The sequence below is a fragment of the Mycobacterium sp. genome, assembly GCF_049683355.1.
GTDB lineage: Bacteria > Actinomycetota > Actinomycetes > Mycobacteriales > Mycobacteriaceae > Mycobacterium.
In genome coordinates, this window is record NZ_JBAUJB010000294.1 from 1 (window position 1) to 16,996 (window position 16,996).

15 protein-coding genes and 4 pseudogenes are annotated in these 16,996 nt (G+C 68.0%); 8 read left to right on the forward strand and 11 right to left on the reverse strand.

The genetic code is table 11. The features are described 5' to 3' along the window. The 6 genes and pseudogenes from WA944_RS17025 to WA944_RS17050 form a co-directional block, all read right to left on the reverse strand. Nucleotides 1-173 (reverse strand): annotated as a pseudogene (locus WA944_RS17025) (hypothetical protein); the annotation flags it as partial. A gap of 177 nt (nucleotides 174-350) precedes the next feature. Continuing rightward, nucleotides 351-1,087 (reverse strand): annotated as a pseudogene (locus WA944_RS17030) (SDR family NAD(P)-dependent oxidoreductase). A 31-nt stretch (nucleotides 1,088-1,118) separates the two neighbouring features. Further along, complete coding sequence (locus WA944_RS17035; RefSeq protein WP_526647174.1) at nucleotides 1,119-2,744, reverse strand: dipeptide ABC transporter ATP-binding protein; 1,626 nt, start codon at nucleotides 2,742-2,744, stop codon at nucleotides 1,119-1,121. After that, a complete protein-coding gene (locus WA944_RS17040) occupies nucleotides 2,741-3,616 on the reverse strand; it encodes an ABC transporter permease (RefSeq protein WP_526375451.1) in 876 nt (291 codons plus the stop codon). The genes WA944_RS17035 and WA944_RS17040 overlap by 4 nt, the downstream gene beginning before the upstream one ends. Then, nucleotides 3,613-4,587 carry an ABC transporter permease gene (locus WA944_RS17045; RefSeq protein ID WP_526375453.1) on the reverse strand — a complete coding sequence of 325 codons (975 nt, stop codon included), beginning with the start codon at nucleotides 4,585-4,587 and terminating at the stop codon, nucleotides 3,613-3,615. The genes WA944_RS17040 and WA944_RS17045 overlap by 4 nt, the downstream gene beginning before the upstream one ends. A 2-nt stretch (nucleotides 4,588-4,589) precedes the next feature. Next, entirely contained in the window at nucleotides 4,590-6,149 is a 1,560-nt protein-coding gene (locus tag WA944_RS17050) for an ABC transporter substrate-binding protein (protein WP_526609090.1), read from the reverse strand. Nucleotides 6,150-6,249: 100 nt separating this feature from the next. Here WA944_RS17050 and WA944_RS17055 point away from each other — a divergent pair, with 100 nt between their 5' ends. Then, the gene (locus tag WA944_RS17055) at nucleotides 6,250-6,771 is read left to right on the forward strand and encodes a hypothetical protein (RefSeq protein WP_526375457.1); all 522 of its coding nucleotides are present in this window, start codon (nucleotides 6,250-6,252) and stop codon (nucleotides 6,769-6,771) included. 43 nt (nucleotides 6,772-6,814) lie between these two features. Beyond that, nucleotides 6,815-7,900: an NAD(P)H-dependent amine dehydrogenase family protein gene (locus WA944_RS17060; protein ID WP_526375459.1), complete on the forward strand. Its 1,086-nt coding sequence runs from the start codon at nucleotides 6,815-6,817 to the stop codon at nucleotides 7,898-7,900. Here the strand turns inward: WA944_RS17060 and WA944_RS17065 are convergent. From WA944_RS17065 to WA944_RS17075, 3 genes and pseudogenes are all read right to left on the reverse strand, one after another. Beyond that, nucleotides 7,838-9,111 (reverse strand): annotated as a pseudogene (locus tag WA944_RS17065) (RNA polymerase sigma factor). The gene WA944_RS17060 and the pseudogene WA944_RS17065 sit on opposite strands and share 63 nt — an antisense overlap. Continuing rightward, nucleotides 9,108-9,830: a YciI family protein gene (locus WA944_RS17070; RefSeq protein WP_526369629.1), complete on the reverse strand. Its 723-nt coding sequence runs from the start codon at nucleotides 9,828-9,830 to the stop codon at nucleotides 9,108-9,110. The pseudogene WA944_RS17065 and the gene WA944_RS17070 overlap by 4 nt, the downstream one beginning before the upstream one ends. A gap of 105 nt (nucleotides 9,831-9,935) precedes the next feature. After that, complete coding sequence (locus WA944_RS17075; RefSeq protein WP_526369631.1) at nucleotides 9,936-11,021, reverse strand: class I SAM-dependent methyltransferase; 1,086 nt, start codon at nucleotides 11,019-11,021, stop codon at nucleotides 9,936-9,938. A gap of 99 nt (nucleotides 11,022-11,120) precedes the next feature. Between WA944_RS17075 and WA944_RS17080 the strand changes: the two genes are divergently transcribed. After that, complete coding sequence (locus WA944_RS17080) at nucleotides 11,121-11,732, forward strand: SHOCT domain-containing protein (protein ID WP_526369633.1); 612 nt, start codon at nucleotides 11,121-11,123, stop codon at nucleotides 11,730-11,732. Between the two features lie 60 nt (nucleotides 11,733-11,792). Here WA944_RS17080 and WA944_RS17085 read toward each other — a convergent pair whose 3' ends face one another. Both WA944_RS17085 and WA944_RS17090 read right to left on the reverse strand, forming a co-directional pair. Continuing rightward, complete coding sequence (locus WA944_RS17085; RefSeq protein WP_526369635.1) at nucleotides 11,793-12,419, reverse strand: MBL fold metallo-hydrolase; 627 nt, start codon at nucleotides 12,417-12,419, stop codon at nucleotides 11,793-11,795. Then, nucleotides 12,416-13,501: an S-(hydroxymethyl)mycothiol dehydrogenase gene (locus tag WA944_RS17090; protein WP_526369637.1), complete on the reverse strand. Its 1,086-nt coding sequence runs from the start codon at nucleotides 13,499-13,501 to the stop codon at nucleotides 12,416-12,418. Before WA944_RS17090 ends, WA944_RS17085 begins: the two co-directional genes overlap by 4 nt. Nucleotides 13,502-13,644: 143 nt before the next feature. Here WA944_RS17090 and WA944_RS17095 point away from each other — a divergent pair, with 143 nt between their 5' ends. The 5 genes and pseudogenes from WA944_RS17095 to WA944_RS17115 all read left to right on the forward strand — a co-directional run. Continuing rightward, a complete protein-coding gene (locus tag WA944_RS17095; protein WP_526369639.1) occupies nucleotides 13,645-13,869 on the forward strand; it encodes a hypothetical protein in 225 nt (74 codons plus the stop codon). Continuing rightward, nucleotides 13,866-14,948, forward strand: a complete 1,083-nt coding sequence (locus WA944_RS17100; RefSeq protein WP_526369641.1) for a class I SAM-dependent methyltransferase — start codon at nucleotides 13,866-13,868, stop codon at nucleotides 14,946-14,948. Before WA944_RS17095 ends, WA944_RS17100 begins: the two co-directional genes overlap by 4 nt. A 51-nt stretch (nucleotides 14,949-14,999) precedes the next feature. After that, nucleotides 15,000-15,968 (forward strand): mechanosensitive ion channel family protein, encoded by a 969-nt coding sequence (locus tag WA944_RS17105; RefSeq protein WP_526369643.1) that lies wholly within the window; start codon nucleotides 15,000-15,002, stop codon nucleotides 15,966-15,968. A gap of 12 nt (nucleotides 15,969-15,980) precedes the next feature. Continuing rightward, nucleotides 15,981-16,805: a serine hydrolase domain-containing protein gene (locus WA944_RS17110; protein ID WP_526609093.1), complete on the forward strand. Its 825-nt coding sequence runs from the start codon at nucleotides 15,981-15,983 to the stop codon at nucleotides 16,803-16,805. A 118-nt stretch (nucleotides 16,806-16,923) separates the two neighbouring features. After that, nucleotides 16,924-16,996, forward strand: a pseudogene (locus WA944_RS17115) (DUF3145 domain-containing protein); the annotation flags it as partial.

The following is a 16,996-nucleotide window of genomic DNA, read 5'->3' on the forward strand; positions in this document are numbered from 1 at the left end:
GTGGGGTGGGCGGCTTGGCGTTTGATCGGGATGTGGGTGTGTTCGGGCACGTAGAAGGTTGTGAAGCCGTGTTCGTCGGCGAGCTTGGCGGCTGCGGCCGGAGCGATACCACGATCGGAGGTGAACAACACCAAGCCGAAGTCGAGACCGGTGTTGGAAGATTGACTGGACACCAGTCCAGTCTAGGCTGATCGCGGCCCCGGAGACAATCCCGGTGGGAAAACTGTTGCAGGAAACGGTAATCGGTCTATCAAACGGAGAGATCCGAACTGATGAGCGTCCGATTGCCCGTCGCATACACCCCGGAACGGGCTCGAATCAAGACAGGTGTCCAGCCGGGGCGGGCCCGGTCAGCCGGCGCCCTTGCCGTTGTCCACCCGGTACACGGCCCCGTGGATCGCCGCGGCGTCGTCACTGGCCAGGAATGCGACGCCTTGGCGACGTCTTCGGTCTGCATGAAGCCCCGCGGCGACGCGATCCGCATGATGAGATCCCAGTCCGCGTTGTCCGGCGCCTGGAACTCGGTGGTCTGCGCGGTCGGCATGCCTCCCGGGCAGACCGCGTTGACCCGCAGCTTCTCCTTGGTGAACTCGATGGCAGCGCCCGGGTCATGCCGACCAGCCCGTGCTTGGCCGCGCAGTAGCCGGCCGAGTACACCTCGCCCTCGACGCCGGCGATCGACGAGACGTTGACGATGTTGCCCCCGGTCTCCAGCAGATGGGGCAGCGCGGCCCGGCACAGGTAGAACGGCCCGTTGAGGTTCACCGCGAGATCGGTGGCCCAGTCCTCGTCGGTCATCGTCGGCGTGTGCCGCATCTGGTGAAAACCCGCGATGTTGGCCAGGATGTCGAGCCGGCCGAAGTGCGCGACACAGTCTTCGACGGCCTGTGCGCAGGCTTGGGGGAGGAGATGTCGACCGACGTGGAGCGGGCGTCGGGCACGTCGGCGAACACCTCCGCCATCCGCGCGGCATCCCGGGCGATGCCGAACACCTTCGCGCCGCGCTCGGCGAACAACCGCGCGGTTGCCGCGCCCAGACCTACGACGCACCGGTGACCAACGCGACTTTCCCGCTCAGCTGACTCATGCCCACGACCTTCTCACGGCCGCAGTGGAGGTCAGACGGCGGCGCGCGGTGTCACCGGGGGAACCGCCGCCAGCAGATCCCGGGTGTACGGCTGCTCGGGGGCGGCAAACAACTCGTCGGCGGGCCGGCTCTCGACGACAGCGCCGTCGCGCATCACCAGCACGTCGTGGCTAAGCTGCCGGATCACCGCCAGGTCGTGCCCGATGAGCAGGTAGGTCAGCCCGAGTTCGTGTTGCAGCTGCGACAACAACTCGAGCACCCGGGCCTGTACCGACACGTCCAGCGACGCGGTCGCCTCGTCGAGGATGAGCAGGTCCGGCTCGGCGGCCAGGGCGCGCGCGATGCTCACCCGCTGCCGTTGCCCGCCCGAGAGCTCATGCGGATACCGCTGCGCGAACGAGGTGGGCAGCCCCACCAGCTCGAGAAGTTCGGCGACCCGCTCGCGGCGCGCCTGAGCGCCGTCCGCCAACCCGTGCACCTTCAGCGGTTCGGAGATCGAGACATCTACGCGGGCGCGGGGATTCAGCGAGGAGAACGGATCCTGGAGCACCAGCCCGATGCGGCGTCGCAGCGCCTTGGCCCGAGATCCCTTCGCGCTGAGGATGTCTGTGCCGTCCAGCGTGGCGCTGCCGCCGTCGGGCTTCACCAGCCCGGTCAGTACGGCGGCGACCGTCGACTTCCCTGAACCGGATTCACCCACCAGGCCCATCGTCGTCGCGCGGCGGATCCGGAACGACACATCCTTGACCGCGTGCACGGTGGACCGGCCCACCGGGGTGGACACCGAGAACCGGACATCGAGCCCGTCGACCTGCAGCAGCGACTCGGCGTCGGCGGGTGCGGCCGCGGGGCCGGCACCGTCGAGTACCGGGCGGGCGGCCAGCAGGTCGCGGGTGTACTCGTCACGCGGCCGGTCGAACACATCCATGATCGGCGCCTGCTCGACGGCCACCCCGTCGCGCAACACGGTCACCTCCCGGGCGACCTGCCCGATCACGCCCAGGTCGTGGCTGATCCACACCACTGCGGTGCCGAAGTCGCGCTGCAGAGTCCGCACCAGCTCGATGATCTGCGCCTGCGTCGTGACATCCAGCGCCGTGGTGGGCTCGTCGGCGATCAGCACCTCGGGGTCACACGCCAACGCGATCGCGATCATCACCCGCTGGCGCTGGCCCCCCGACAGTTGGTGCGGGTAGGCGTGCAGACGCATCTCGGGGTCGGGCAGGCCGACCGCCTCGAGCAACTCCAGGGCCCGGGTTCCGGCCTCGCGCCGGGTCATCCGGCGGTGTGTCTCCAGCGATTCGGTGATCTGGCGTTCCAGGGTCAGCAGCGGGTTCAGCGAGGTGCCGGGATCCTGGAAGACGAAGCCGATCCGGGCTCCGTGCACGCCGCGCAGCACCCGTGGTGACGCACCCACCAGCTGCACCTGTTCGCCCGCCTCGCCGGTGAGAGTGCTGGTGCCCGACACCCGGGCCCCGGGCGCGTCCAGCAGTCCGGTTGCCGCGAGCACCGTCATCGACTTGCCGGAGCCCGATTCGCCCACGATGCCGACGGTCTGCTCGCGGTGGACATCGAACGAGACGCCGTCGACAAGCGTGCGCGAGCCGATGCACACTCGGAGGTCGCGCACACTCAGCACCGGCTGCCCGCTCTTCATTGCTGCCTCCGGGCCTCGATGGTGGTGCGTTGCTTGGGGTCGAGCACATCGCGCAGCCCGTCACCGAACAGGTTGAACGCGAGCACGATGAGGAAGATCGCCGCCCCGGGGAACACCGCCATCCACCAGGCCATCGTCGCGAAACCCTGGGAGTCGAAGATCATCCGGCCCAGCGACGGCTCCGGGGGCTGGATGCCCAGACCAAGGAACGACAGCGCCGCCTCCGCAAGGATCGCGAAGGCCAGCGACAGCGAGGTCTGCACGATCAGCGGGCCGGAGATGTTGGGCAGGATGTGGCGTCGCAGGATGTACAGGTCGCCGGTCCCCATGGCGCGCGAGGCCGCGACGTACGGTTCGCTGCGGACGCTCAACGCACTGGCGCGCGCCACCCGCGCGAAAATCGGTGTGAACACGATGCCGATCGCCAGCATCGTGGTGGTCACCCCCGGCCCCAGGATGGCGACGATCGCCAGGGCCAGCAGCAGCACCGGGAACGCGAACATCACGTCGACGACCCGCATCAGCACCGCGTCCAGCCAGCCGCCGCGATACCCGGACACCACCCCGACAGCCACCCCCACCACCACGGCGAACGTGACGCTGACGACGGCGATCCGCATCGAGGCCTGCATGGCGACCAGCACCCGGGACAACACATCGCGGCCCAGTTCGTCGGTGCCGAACCAGTGTGAGCCGCTGGGTGGTTGCAGCGCGTTGGGGACTTCGACGTCGTTCACGCCGTACGGGGCGATCCAGTTCGCGGTCACCGCGATTACTGCCACCAGGACCAACGTCACCGCGCTGATCAGCGTGATCGGGTTGCCCGCGAGCAGCCGCCAAGACGAGACCCGGGTGGTTTCGGAGGTCGTCATGCCAACCGGATCCTCGGGTCGACCACCGCGTAGAGCAGATCCACGAGCAGGTTGATGAGCAGGAACAGCGCGGCGATCAGCAGCACCGCACCCTGGATGAGGGGATAGTCGCGGGCGGCCACCGCGTTGAAGACCAGCCGGCCCAGCCCCGGCCAGGCGAACACCACCTCGACGACGATCACCCCGCCGAGGATCGTCGCCAGCTGGATGCCGGTGATCGTCAGGATCGGCACCAGCGCGTTGCGCACGGTGTGCCGGAACGTGACGACCCGTGGCGAGAGCCCCTTGGACCGCGCGGTGCGTACATAACCCATCGCTGCCACCTCGAGCACCGCCGAGCGGACATATCGCGTCATGATCGCCGCGGCCACCACGCCGACGGTCAACGCGGGCAGGACGATGTGCCGCAGCCAGCCGGCCGGGTCGTCGAACAGCGGCCGGTACCCCGAGGTGGGCAGCCAGCCCAAAGTCGTCGAGAACAGTGCGATCAACAGGATGCCGAGCCAGAAGTCAGGCACCGAGACACCGAATTGGCTTGTTACGCGCACTATTCCGTCGGCGATCCGGCCTTCCCGCAGTGCCGCGTAGATGCCGGCGGGCAACGCGATCACCAGCGCGATGGCCATGCCGGCGATGCCCAGTGACAGGGTCGCGGGGAGTCTTTCCAGCAGTGCGACGGTCACCGGGTCGCCGTTGCGGAAGCTGACGCCGAGATCACCGGTGAGCGCCGAGCCGAGGTAGCCGAAGAACTGCGACACGATCGGCTGGTCCAGACCGCTGGCCGTGCGCAGCGCGTCGTAGGCCTCCGGGGTGTAGCGGGTTCCCAGCGCGATCCGGACCGGATCGCCCGGCACCAGGTGCACCAGCGCGAAGACCACCACGAGCACCCCGAGCAGCACCACCGCCGAGTACACCAGCCGGCGCGCCACGAACCGGGTGATCGGATGGGTCAGCGCGGAGACAGTGGCCATGGCTAGGCGCCGCCGTCCGGGTTCATCGTCGCGTCGCGGAACCGGACGGCTCCGTCGCGGCGCGCCTGATATCCGGACAATGCCGGATTCCACGCCTGGATCACCGACGGGTTGTACAAGAAGATGTAGCTGACTTTGTCGGCGATCAGCGTCGCCGCCTCGGCGTAGTGGTCGGCGCGGGCGTCCCTGTCGGTTTCCACCCGGCCGGCGTCCAACAGCCGGTCCACCTCCGGGTCGGAGAACTTCTGCGCGTTGCTCGTCCCGTCGGTGTGGTGCTGGGCGTAGTAGAAGTCGTTGGGATCGATGTTGCCCAGCCAGCCCATCATCAGCATGTCGAAGTTGCCGGAGTTCTGCTCGTCGAGCCAGGTGGCGAAGTCGACGGTGCGGATGTCCACGGTGATACCGAGAGAGGACAGGTTGTCGGCGATGATCTGGGCGGCCGTCACCGTCTCCGGGTAGTCGGTGGTGACCAGCATGTCGAGCCGCGACGGCGCTGCGCCCGCTTTCCGCAACAGCTCCCGGGCCCTGTCGAGCCCTTCCTCGCTGCCGCCCTCGCGGTACCTGTCGTACGGCGTGTACCAGGGGTTGCCCTGCGGTATCGCCAGCTGGTTGATCTCCGCGGTGCCGTAGCTGGTGGCCTGGACGATCGACTCGCGGTCGATGGCGTACGCGATCGCCTGCCGCACCCGCACGTCGTTCCACGGGGCGCGGGCCTCGTTGAGCGCCAGGTACCAGTAATCGTTGCTGGGGGTCACCGCCAGTGTCACCGAGTCGTCGTCACCGAGTTGCGCCACCCGCTGCGGCGGAATCGAATCCGTCCAGTCGACCTCGCCGGCCTGCAGCGCCGACAGTGCCGTCGACGGTTCGGAGATGAACCGGAACGTAACCCCCGTGATGTCGGGAGCGCCGCCCCAGTAGTCCGGATTGGCCGCCAGCATGATGGAGTCGCCGCTGCGCTGATCGCGGAAGCTGAACGGCCCGGTGCCGATCGGGCGGGTGGCGATCTGGCCGCTCTCGACGTTGCCGCGCGACACGATCGCCATGCCCTTGAACCCGCCGAGGTTGGTGAGCATGTTCGGTACCGGGCGGTCGGTGCGGATCACCACGGTCGACGGGTCCGGCGCCTCGACGGCGGTCACCGCGCTGAACTTGTCGGAGTTGGGAAGCTCTTCGTCGATGATGCGGCGGTAGGAGAACACCACGTCGTCGGCGGTCAGCGGGGTGCCGTCGTGGAACACCACGCCGTCGCGCAGCCGGAACGTCCAGGTGAGCTCGTCGGGGCTGACCTCCCACGACTCGGCCAGGGCGGGCTGCATCTGCAGATTATCGTCGGGTTCGACGAGCGTGTCGAAGACGTTCTCGAGGACCTCGAAGGAGAAGTACGCGGTGGTCTTGTGCGGGTCCAGCTGATCGGGCTCCCCGCCGATGGCCGCCACCACACCGTCGGCCCCGGCGCCCAGGTCGACCCGCTGTCCGGTGGAGCATCCGGTCAACATGACGGCCGCGACCACCGCTGCTGCGAAAATGCGGAGGACAGCGGTAGAGACCGCTGTCCTCGTCATCTGCACCACCCCGGATTCGAGCCTGCCTCGGTTTTACTCCCCATTGGCCGGGGCGACAAATCCGTGACTTTGTCCGTCCTCGACTGAAATACTCGACTCCGTGAAGATCCTGCGCGGCATCGCCGCCGCTGTCGTTGTTGTCGGGACCGCCGTCGGCCTCCCGGCCCCCGCCCAAGCCGCACAGATCTTGGAAGGTGTTTTCAACTACACTCCGGCCGAGGGGGCGCCAGGGACGTGGAGCATTTTTCCGTTGTGCGTGCCGGTTGTCGGCGATCTACGAGAGCCGCTGTATTTGCCCATCGGGTGCGTGTTAAAGGTTTCCGCGTCATCGGGCCTGCCCAGCGGAGACGCCAGGCTGGTCAGCGGGCTCTGGAGTTACAGTAATCCGGAGCGGCAAGGAATCCAGTGTGCGGACGGCACCTGGGAGCCGACGGTCGAGAAGTTCTCCTTCGACGATCGCACCATGTCCGGAACCCGTAGCGTCTCCCATTTGGGGGCGTGCGGCACAGCGCCTTCCATCATCAACACGCCATTCACGCTGTCGTTCAAGGAACCGTTGCCGATTCCGGTCGACCAGTACCCGTTGATCTGCGAACCAGGTGGTTTGCGACGCTGCTTCTGACGCCGATTCCGGCGGACGGTCGAGACCACGAGAGGCGGCGCTGGTGAATGGATCCGACGTGAAGCGGGTGGTGATCTGGGGAACCGGGTTCGTCGGCAGGATGGTGATCGCCGAGATCGTCAACCACCCGTGCTTCGAGTTGGTGGGGGTCGGGGTCAGCAACCCGGACAAGGTCGGACGAGATGTGGGGGAGCTCTGCGGCCTCGGCGCCGACCTCGGCCTGACCGCCACCGACGACGTCGACGCGCTGATCGATCTGCGGCCCGACGCGCTGGTGCACTACGGCCCGACGGCCGCGCACGCGGACGCCAACATCGAGCTGGTCACCCGGTTCCTGCGCGCGGGTATCGACGTCTGCTCCACCGCGATGACGCCGTGGATCTGGCCGACCATGCACCTCAACCCGCCGAACTGGATCCAGCCGATCACCGTGGCGTGTGAACTGGGGGAGTCGTCGTGCTTCACCACCGGTATCGACCCGGGCTTCGCCAACGACCTGTTCCCCATGACGCTGATGGGCCTGTGCTCCGAGGTACGTCGGGTCCGCGCCTCGGAGCTGCTGGACTACACCAACTACGAGGGCGACTACGACCGCGAGATGGGTATTGGCAGACCACCCGAGTACCGGCCGATGTTGGAGAACCCCGACATCCTGGTATTCGCCTGGGGCGCAACAGTCCCGATGATCGCCCACGCCGCGGGGATCATGCTCGACGAGATCACCACCACCTGGGACAAGTGGGTCACCCCCGAACCGCGTCAGACCGCCAAAGGTTTGATCGAACCGGGCAACGTCGCTGCGGTCCGGTTCACCATCAACGGGGTGTACCGCGGCGAGACGCGCATCCAACTCGAGCACGTCAACCGGATCGGCAACGACGCGGCACCCGACTGGCCGTCGGGTGACCAGAACGACGTCTATCGCGTCGACATCGAAGGGACGCCGAGCATCTTCCAGGAGACCGCGTTCCGGTTCACCGACGGGTCCGGTCGCGACGCGGCGGCGGCCGGCTGTCTGGCCACCGGTCTGCGGGCGCTCAACGCCGTACCCGCGGTCAACGACCTCTCACCGGGCTGGGTCACGGCATTGGATCTGCCGTTGATCCCGGGGGTCGGCACCATCCGGTAGCTCGTCGAGCCGACGCTGCAGGTACCGCCGCGTCTGATCGTTGCGGACTCGGCTGATTGCCAGCCGGTACTGCACGGCTGCGTCCGATGTCCGCCCCAGCCGCCGCAGCAGGTCGGCGCGCGCCGCCGCCAGCGTGTGGCCCTCGGCCACCCGGCGATCGGCGGCGACCTCGTCGAGTTCGGCGAGCCCGACCTCGAAACCGCGCAGAAACCCCACCGCGACAGCACGATTCAGCCGTACGGCGGGTGAGGTCGACCACGTCGTCAGGTCGTCATAGGCACCCACGATCACCCGCCAGTCGGTCCGCTGGAAACTCGGCGCCGTGGCATGCGCCGTGGCATGCGCCGCGGCGATCGCGGCCTGTGCCAGATACGGTCCCCGGCCGAGCGACGCCGCACGCCGCAGCCGGGACATCCCCTCGTCGATCGAGGCGCAGTCCCACCTGCTGCGATCCTGCTCCTCGAGCGTGAGCAGCTCACCGGTCGGTCCGGAACGCTCACCACGGCGGCTGTCGTTGAACAGCATCAACGCCAGCAGCGCGTGTGCCTCGCCTTCGTCGGGCATCAACTCACACAGCAGCCTGCCCAGTCGTACCGCCTCCGCGCACAACTCGGGACGCACCATCTGATCGCCCGCCGTCGCCGAATAGCCCTCGGCGAACACGAGATAGATGCAGGCCAGCACGTCGGTCAGGCGTGCGGGTAGCAGGTGCGCCGGCGGCACCCGCAGCGGGATCCCGGCGATCCGGATCTTCGCCTTGGCGCGCGTGAGACGTTGGGCAACAGAGCTTTCCGGCTGCATGAACGCCCGCGCGATCTCCGTGGTGCGCAGCCCGCAGACCAGACGCAACGTCAGCGTTACCCGCGCTTGGGGTGTGAGAGCCGGGTGCAGCAGGTGAAGATCATCCGCAGCCGGTCATCGGCCACCGGCGGTGCCTCGTCGTCCACCGGTGGTGGCGCGACCATTACCGCGTCGCTCTCCTTCCTGCGGCGCAGGGATTCCCGGCGCAGCCGGTCCAGAGCACGGTTTCGGGCGGCGGTGGTGATCCACGCACTGGGGTTGTCCGGCTGCCCGCGGTCGTGCCAGGTCCGCAGCGCTTCGGCGAACGCGTCATGTACTGCGTCCTCGGCGAGGCCGATGTCGCCGACGAGCCGGGCGGTCGTCGCGACCGCCCGGCCGAAATGCTCACGGTAGATGTGGTCGAGGTTCACTCGCCCATGTCGACGATCCGGCGTAGTTCGACACCACCTTTCCCGGCGACAGGAATCTGCGCGGCGACCGTGGCCGCACTGTCCCGGTCGGCGGCGGCGAGGAAGTAGAGGCGGCTGGCGACTTCCGTCGACTCCACGAAAGGGCCGTCGGTGACCAGCATCCGGCCGTCGCGGACCCGAACCGTCGTCGCGGCGACCGCCGGGTACAGCGCACCGCCCCCGCGGAGCACGCTGCCGAACTCCTCGCCGAACCGGGAGTGCTCCTCCCGCACACCCTGCTCCCATGCCGCCGATCCCGGGCCGGGGGCGGTGTCGCCCGGTTCGAACAGCAGCGCCAGCCACCAGTCCGGCTGCGGGCCGTCGTCCTGGCGGAACTCCACCATCGGCCACAGTTCGACCGCGCCGCCGGCATCGGCGGCCGCCGGGATCTGCGCCGCGACATCGAGCGCGTCATCGAGGTTGTCGCGATCGAGCACCATGACTCCGCCGATCACCTCGGCCTGCTCGACGAACGGACCGTCCGTCACGATCACCCTGTCCGCGTCGTGGCGCAGCGACAGCGCCTCGCTCGCCGGGTACAGGGCGCCGCCACCGATGACCGCCGCGCCCGCCGCTTTGTCGAACTCCGCATACCGCGCCACGTCCTCGGCGAACTCGGGCGTGTCGGGGTCGGCGGTCCTGGGGTCTTCGTGCCAGTACAGCAGCGCGAGATAGTGCATATCAGCAGATCCTCTCCGGTCGTGAGTGGCTTGTCACCCCTCTACCGAATACGACGAAGAAGCCGACCCGATCTCTACACCTGCTGCCGGTGTGTTCTCGATCGATCAGGTGCTGTGGCGCTTGACCAGCACGACGTGGGCCTGCGGGATTCTCATCTTCTCCGGTGCGGCCGCCAACCGCTCGGCGACACCGGCTTCGAGCCGGTCGAACAACTCCGGTATGCGCGGATCCGCGGCACCGTCGGTCAACGCCGTCGTCAACTCCGGGAACACCGACGTGCGGGCGAAGCCCGCCCATCGGGCGCCGAAAGCGGGTGCGTCGCCGTCGACCCGGTAGCGATTGAAGAACCGGTCTTCTGCGTCGAACATCTCGAGGCGTTCGATCTCGAGTCGTTCGAAGCGTCCGGACGGCGCGAACGGTGCCGTGAAGTCCGCCGCACGCCGCGACACCGTGGGCACACACATCCGGGACACCTCGTCGCCGGTGACCAGTCCGCCGCCGGCGAGTTCGTCGAGGCCGTCCACCATCGCCGACAGCAGCGGCCGGTAGCCGAACTCGCCGTCGTCGCCGACGGCCATCGTCGTGACCACCAGGCGGCCGCCGGGGCACAGTTCCCGGCCGCGGAAGGCGACGAACTCGTGCCAGTCGCGGGCGGCCTGTTTGGCGAACGCGGCGCGCACGGATTCGTCTGCGCAGTAGGCGACTTGGAGATGGTCGCCGATGACACCCGGAACCCGGCTCAGCCACTGGACCGCCCAGGAACTCCACCCGAGGTTGACGCTGTTGGACGGCAGGATCTGGCTGTAGAACGAGCGGCCGATCGCCGAGGCGAAGGTGGCGCGGTCCTTGCGCAGATAGCTGTCGGGATCCTCTTCGAGGGTGCGGAACATCGCACTGAAATCGTTGTCCGGCCTGTCGGTGTGGGTGACGAGCACGGAGTGTTCGGGTCGGGTCCGCCCGCGCAGCACCGCGATCGCGGCGCCGATGGGCAGCAGGGAGTTGTGTCCGCTGGCCGCGCCGTAATCGGCGATCACGATCGGCTGCGGGGGCGCGGGTATCGGCACCGCTGCCGCGGACTCCTCGAAGACGGCGATGGCCGACTGCAGCCCCGCTGCCTGCAGCCGAGACGCAGCGGTGTTCGTGCCGCTGTCCATCGGCTCGGGCTGCACGACGATGCTGGACTCAGGCATCGCGACCTTTCGATGGAATCTGGGCTTTTCCGTCTCTTCGGACGGTAGTCCTCGCGCGAGCGCCGCGCCGCAGAAGCGCGCGCATGACAGACTCGCCGCATGACGGGGCGGCTCGGTCCACGGATCGCGATCGGCGGTGCGGTCCTGACACTGGTGGCCGCGGTGGTCGGGTTCATCGCCGCGATCGTGCTCAACGTGTTCGTCTTCGACGAGTTCGACGCCTACGGCGAGGTGCCGATTCCGGGCTCGGGCCGGCTACAACTGCCCGCCGGCGAGGTGACCATCAGCTTCCACATCGCGGTGACTGGTGGGGTGAACGGCGCCTTCCCGGTCCCCGCCCTGAAGCTCGGCATCACACCGCCCGAGGGAGTCCCGGAGCCGGTCGTCACGGAGACGATGGGCGCCACGACGTCGATCAACAACGATGTCCGGATCCGGATCTGGGTCGCCCAGATCCCGCGGGACGGCGTGTACGACATCTCGACCGGTGGCAACGTCGGCGGCTACGTCAACCCGCACCTGTCGTTCGGGCGAGACAGTTCACCGGCCGGGCTGCTGTGGATGTTCGGCGGTTTGGCCATAGCGGGCATGGCGGCACTGGCCGTCGCGCTGGCATGGCGAGCGCGGTCGGGGAAGAAGGCGCGTCCGCTGCAGGCTCCCATCAGCCTGGACGAGCCCAACTGGCCGGGTCCACTACCGCCTCCGGTGTAGCTACTAGGCAGTTCAGCTGCCGCATCCATTGGCAGCTCAGCTGCCGCATCCATTGGCAGCTCAGCTGCCGCGCGCCACCCATTCGTCGTAGTGCACGATCTCGTCGCCGACGGTCGTGGTGTCACCGTGGCCGGTGTAGACGACCGTGTCCCCGGGCAGCTTTCCGAGTTGCTCCGAGATCGACGCCAGAATAGTGGGGAAGTCGGAGTACGAGCGGCCGGTGGCCCCCGGCCCGCCCTGGAACAGGGTGTCCCCGCTGAACACCGCGTTCAGCTCGGGCGCGTGCCAGCACACCGAGCCGGGCGAATGCCCGGGAGTGTGCAGCGCACGCAGCTCGGTACCGGCGACCCGCAGCGTCTCACCGTCGGCCACCGATCGGAAGTCGTTGTCGCGGTGGGTCATCCGCCACAGCACGTCGTCGGCCGGGTGCATCAGCACCGGCGCGTCGAGAGCCTGGCCGAGCTGCGGCGCCACGGTGACGTGGTCGTTGTGGCCATGCGTGCACACCACAGCCACCACGTGCCTACCGCCGACCGCGTCGATGATCGGCTGTGCGGTGTGCGCGGCGTCGAACACCACCACCTCTTTGTCGTCGCCGACGATCCAGATGTTGTTGTCGACATCCCAGCTGCCGCCGTCGAGTTCGAAGGTGCCGCTGGTGACCAGGCGCTGGATCGGGCCGCTCACAACACCACCACCGAACGCAGAACCTCACCGGCGTGCATCTTGTGGAACGCGTCCTCGATGTCGTCCAGACCGATCCGCTCGGAGACGAACTTGTCCAGCGGGAAGCGGCCTTCCAGGTACAGGCTGATCAACGTCGGGAAGTCCCGTTCGGGCAGACAGTCGCCGTACCAGGAGGATTTCAGCGACCCGCCGCGGGAGAAGAAGTCGATCAACGGCATCTCCAGCGTCATGTCCGGGGTCGGCACCCCGACCAGCACCACGGTGCCGGCGAGGTCGCGCGCGTAGAACGCCTGTTTCCACGTCTCGGGCCGGCCGACGGCGTCGATGACGACGTCGGCGCCGTTGCCGTCGGTGAGGTCCTGGATGGTCTTCACCGGGTCGAGTTCGCGGGCGTTGATCGTGTGGGTGGCGCCGAACTCGCGAGCCCAGTCCAGTTTTCGGTTGTCGGTGTCGACGGCGATGATTCGTTTGGCGCCGACCAGCCGGGCGCCCGCGATCGCGGCGTCGCCGACGCCGCCGCAGCCGATCACCGCGACCGTGTCGTCGCGGTTGACGGCTCCGGTGTTGATCGCCGCGCCCAGCCCTGCCATCACGCCGCACCCCAGCAGGCCGGCCGCGGCGGGGTCGGCGGCCGGGTCGACCTTGGTGCACTGGCCTTCGTGCACCAGCGTCTTGTCGGCGAACGCGCCGATGCCCAGCGCGGCCGTCAGCGGTGTGCCGTCGGTCAGCGTCATCGGCTGCGCGGCGTTGAAGGTGTCGAAGCACAGGTGCGGCCGGCCGCGCTTGCACGCCCGGCACTGACCGCACACCGCCCGCCAGTTGAGGACCACGAAGTCGCCCGGCTCGACGTTCGTCACGCCGGTTCCGACGGATTCGACGATGCCGGCGGCCTCATGGCCGAGCAGGAACGGGAACTCGTCGTTGATGCCGCCCTCGCGGTAGGTCAGGTCGGTGTGGCACACCCCGCACGCCTGGATGTCGACCACGACCTCACCCGGCCCCGGGTCGGGGATGACGATATCCACCACTTCGATCGGTTGAGCCTTCGTCCGGGAGATCACACCTCGCACCGTCTGAGTCATGCCTAGACCCTAAATAGTTCACACTGATCCCGGGGCATCGACCCGGACCACTGTCCAAACGCCCGTCCATATCGGTGCGCCGGTGCGGACGAAGACCGCATCGACCTGTTCTGAGCATGCTGATCGGCATACCGTAGAAGCCGATGCTGGCCGATCCTCTCTCCGCTGCACGTGACGCGCACCGGCGGCGAGACTGGGCCGCCAGCTACCACGCCTTCGACCTCGCCGGCCGGTACGCGCAACTGCACACCGACGATCTGGACGCATTCGCGTTCGCCGCGTGGCGGCTGGGTCATGTCAAGGAGTCGATCCGTGCCGCGGAGCGCGATGCCGACGACGGCGTCGTCGGCCTAGCGTGTCTTCCATGACGACCATGGACGTAGACCCAACAAATACAACCGAGGCCACCGGGGAGTTCGCCGAGCGGATCGTCGGGACGATCGACGCCGCCAGCGTGGCCCTCCTGCTGTCGATCGGCCACCAGACCAAGCTGTTCGACACGCTGGCGGGCCTGCCCCCGGCCACCAGCACACAGATCGCCGATGCCGCCGGGCTGAACGAACGGTACGTCCGGGAGTGGCTCGGCGGTGTGGTCGCCGGCCGCATCGTCGAGTACGACCCCGCGACACAGACGTACTCGCTTCCCGAGCACCGCGCCGCCGTGCTGACCCGCGCGGCCGGACCGGACAACCTGTCGCGCGTCGCGCAGTTCATCCCGTTGCTGGGCGAGGTGGAGCAGAAGGTGATCGGCTGCTTCGAGCACGGCGGCGGCCTGTCCTACAGCGAGTATCCGCGCTTCCACACCCTGATGGCCGAAGAGAGTGGAGAAGTGTTCGACGCCGCTCTGGTGGACGGCATCCTGCCGTTGGTCGACGGGCTGCCCGAACGGCTGCAGGCAGGTGCCGACGTGGCCGACTTCGGCTGCGGCAGTGGACACGCCGTCAACGTCATGGGGCAGGCGTTCTCGTCCAGCCGATTCGTCGGGATCGACTTCTCGCAGGAGGGTCTCGCCGCGGGCGCCGCCGAGGCGCTGCGGCTCGGGTTGACCAACGTCACCTTCGAGTCCGCCGACGTCGCCGAGGACCGCAGGACCGAGGCCTTCGATGTCATCACCGCGTTCGACGCCATCCACGACCAGGCGCATCCGGCCGAGGTGCTGGCCAACATCCATCGGGCACTGCGGCCCGGAGGCGTTTTCCTGATGGTGGACATCAAGGCGTCCAGCCGGCTGGAGGAGAACATCGGGGTGCCGTTCGGGTCCTACCTGTACACCGTCTCGACGATGCACTGCATGAGTGTGTCGTTGGGTCTCGACGGCGACGGGCTCGGCACCTGTTGGGGTCGCGAGGTCGCCACGGCGATGCTGGCCGACGCCGGGTTCGCCGATGTGCAGGTGCGCGAGATCGAGTCCGACCCGTTGAACTTCTACTACATCGCCAGGAAGTGAGCGCCCGGGACGGGGTTGGACAACACCGCGAGGATCCGTACGGTCGAAAGCATGGATGTGCACTCCCTGGCTTTCGAATGGACGGAGACAAGTCGCCACTGGCTCGGCGAGGTGCCGCTGCGCATCGCGATCTACCTCGTCGTCGTTCTGATCGCCCGTTTCATCCTGCACCGGATGATCGACCGGGCCACTGGGAGGTCCGGTAAGAAAAAGGCCAGCGGAGACGAGAATGCGCCGGCGAAGCCGCCGTTGCTGCGCGGCCTGCGCGATCGGGTGCCTGCCACCGCGACCAGCCGGCAGGTGAGTGAACGCCGCCAGCAGCGGGCCCAGACCATCGGATCGGTCCTCAAGTCCACGGTGTCGATCGTGCTGCTGGTCTGGGCGATCCTCGCGATCCTCAACGTGGTCGGAGTGAACATCGCACCGTTCATCGCCTCTGCCGGCGTGGTCGGGCTCGCCATCGGCTTCGGCGCCCAGAACCTGGTGCGCGATTTTGTCACCGGCGTGTTCATGCTGCTGGAGGACCAGTACGGCGTGGGTGACATCGTCGACCTCGGGGAGGCGATCGGTGAGGTACAGAGCGTTGGGTTGCGGATCACCACGCTGCGCGACATCGACGGCACCCTCTGGTACGTGCGCAACGGCGAGATCGCCCGCGTGGGCAACATGAGCCAGGAGTACGCCGTGGCGCGGATCGAGGTGCCGGTGGCACTGACAGCAGACGTGGACCAGGCCGAGCGGGTCGCCCTGGAGGCGGCCGAGGCCGCACTCGCCGACGAGTCGATCGAGGCCAAGGTCCTCGGGCAACCCGAGATGCTCGGCGTGCAGGAGCTCTCGCCTGATCTGCTGACGCTGCGGATGACGTTGAAGACCCGTCCCGGCGCCCAGTGGGCGGTGCAGCGGCGGTTGCGTCGGGAGATCCTGCGGGCCTACGACGAGCACGGAATCGATCTGCCCTACCCCCGGGGACGTATTCACGCTCTGGTCGGCGGTTCGAAGCCGAACGGCGACACGAACTAGGCTGCTCACTCGATGGCAGCCCTGGACGTCCTCGCCGACTGGCCGGTTCCGTCCGTCGCCGCGGCGGTGGTGGGTGCCGCCGGGGTGCTCGACAGCCACGGCGACACCCGGCACCGCTTCGCGCTGGCGTCGGTGACCAAGCCGCTGGCCGCCCGCGCAGTCCAGGTGGCCATCGAAGAGGGTGCCCTGGAACTCGACACCGAGGCCGGTCCGCCCGGATCGACAGTGCGCCACCTGCTCGCCCACACCGCCGGTTACGAGATGACGTCGGCGAAGGTGCTCGCCGAGCCCGGCACCCGCCGGATCTACTCCAATCACGGGTTCGCGGTGCTCGCCGAGACCCTCGAGCGAGAATCGGCCATCCCCTTCGTCACCTACCTGGGCGAGGCGCTCTGCGAGCCGCTCGGGATGGCCGACACCGTGCTCGACGGCGGAGCGCAGGCCGCCGGCTACGGCGCGACGTCGACCGTCGACGACCTGGTGGCATTTGCCGGCGACCTGCTGGTGCCGGCGACGGTGTCGCCGCAGATGCACCGCGAGGCCACGTCGGTGCAGTTTCCCGGGCTGGACGGGGTGCTGCCCGGCTTCGGCGTGCAACGCCCCAACGACTGGGGGCTGGGTTTCGAGATCAGAGACGGCAAATCACCGCACTGGACCGGGGAGCACAATTCCGCCGGCACCTACGGTCATTTCGGCCAGTCAGGGACGTTTCTGTGGGTCGATCCGGATGCCGGGCTGGCCCTGGTGGTACTGACAGACCGCAAATTCGGCGAGTGGGCGCAGTCGGTGATGCCGGCGCTGTCTGATGAAGTTCTGAGAGAATTCGGACCGGACTAGCGCAACATCCGCCTCACAAGGCACAATAGGCACGTACAGCACAATTGCATCTACAGCCTCTGAATGGTTCACCAGGTCGTTGGGGAAGACGTCCCTCGTGGAGCCGAAGGAGCAGCAGATGCGTGCAGCGAACCAATTCGCCGACGCGGCGACGGGCGTGGTTTACATCCATGCCTCACCCGCGGCGGTGT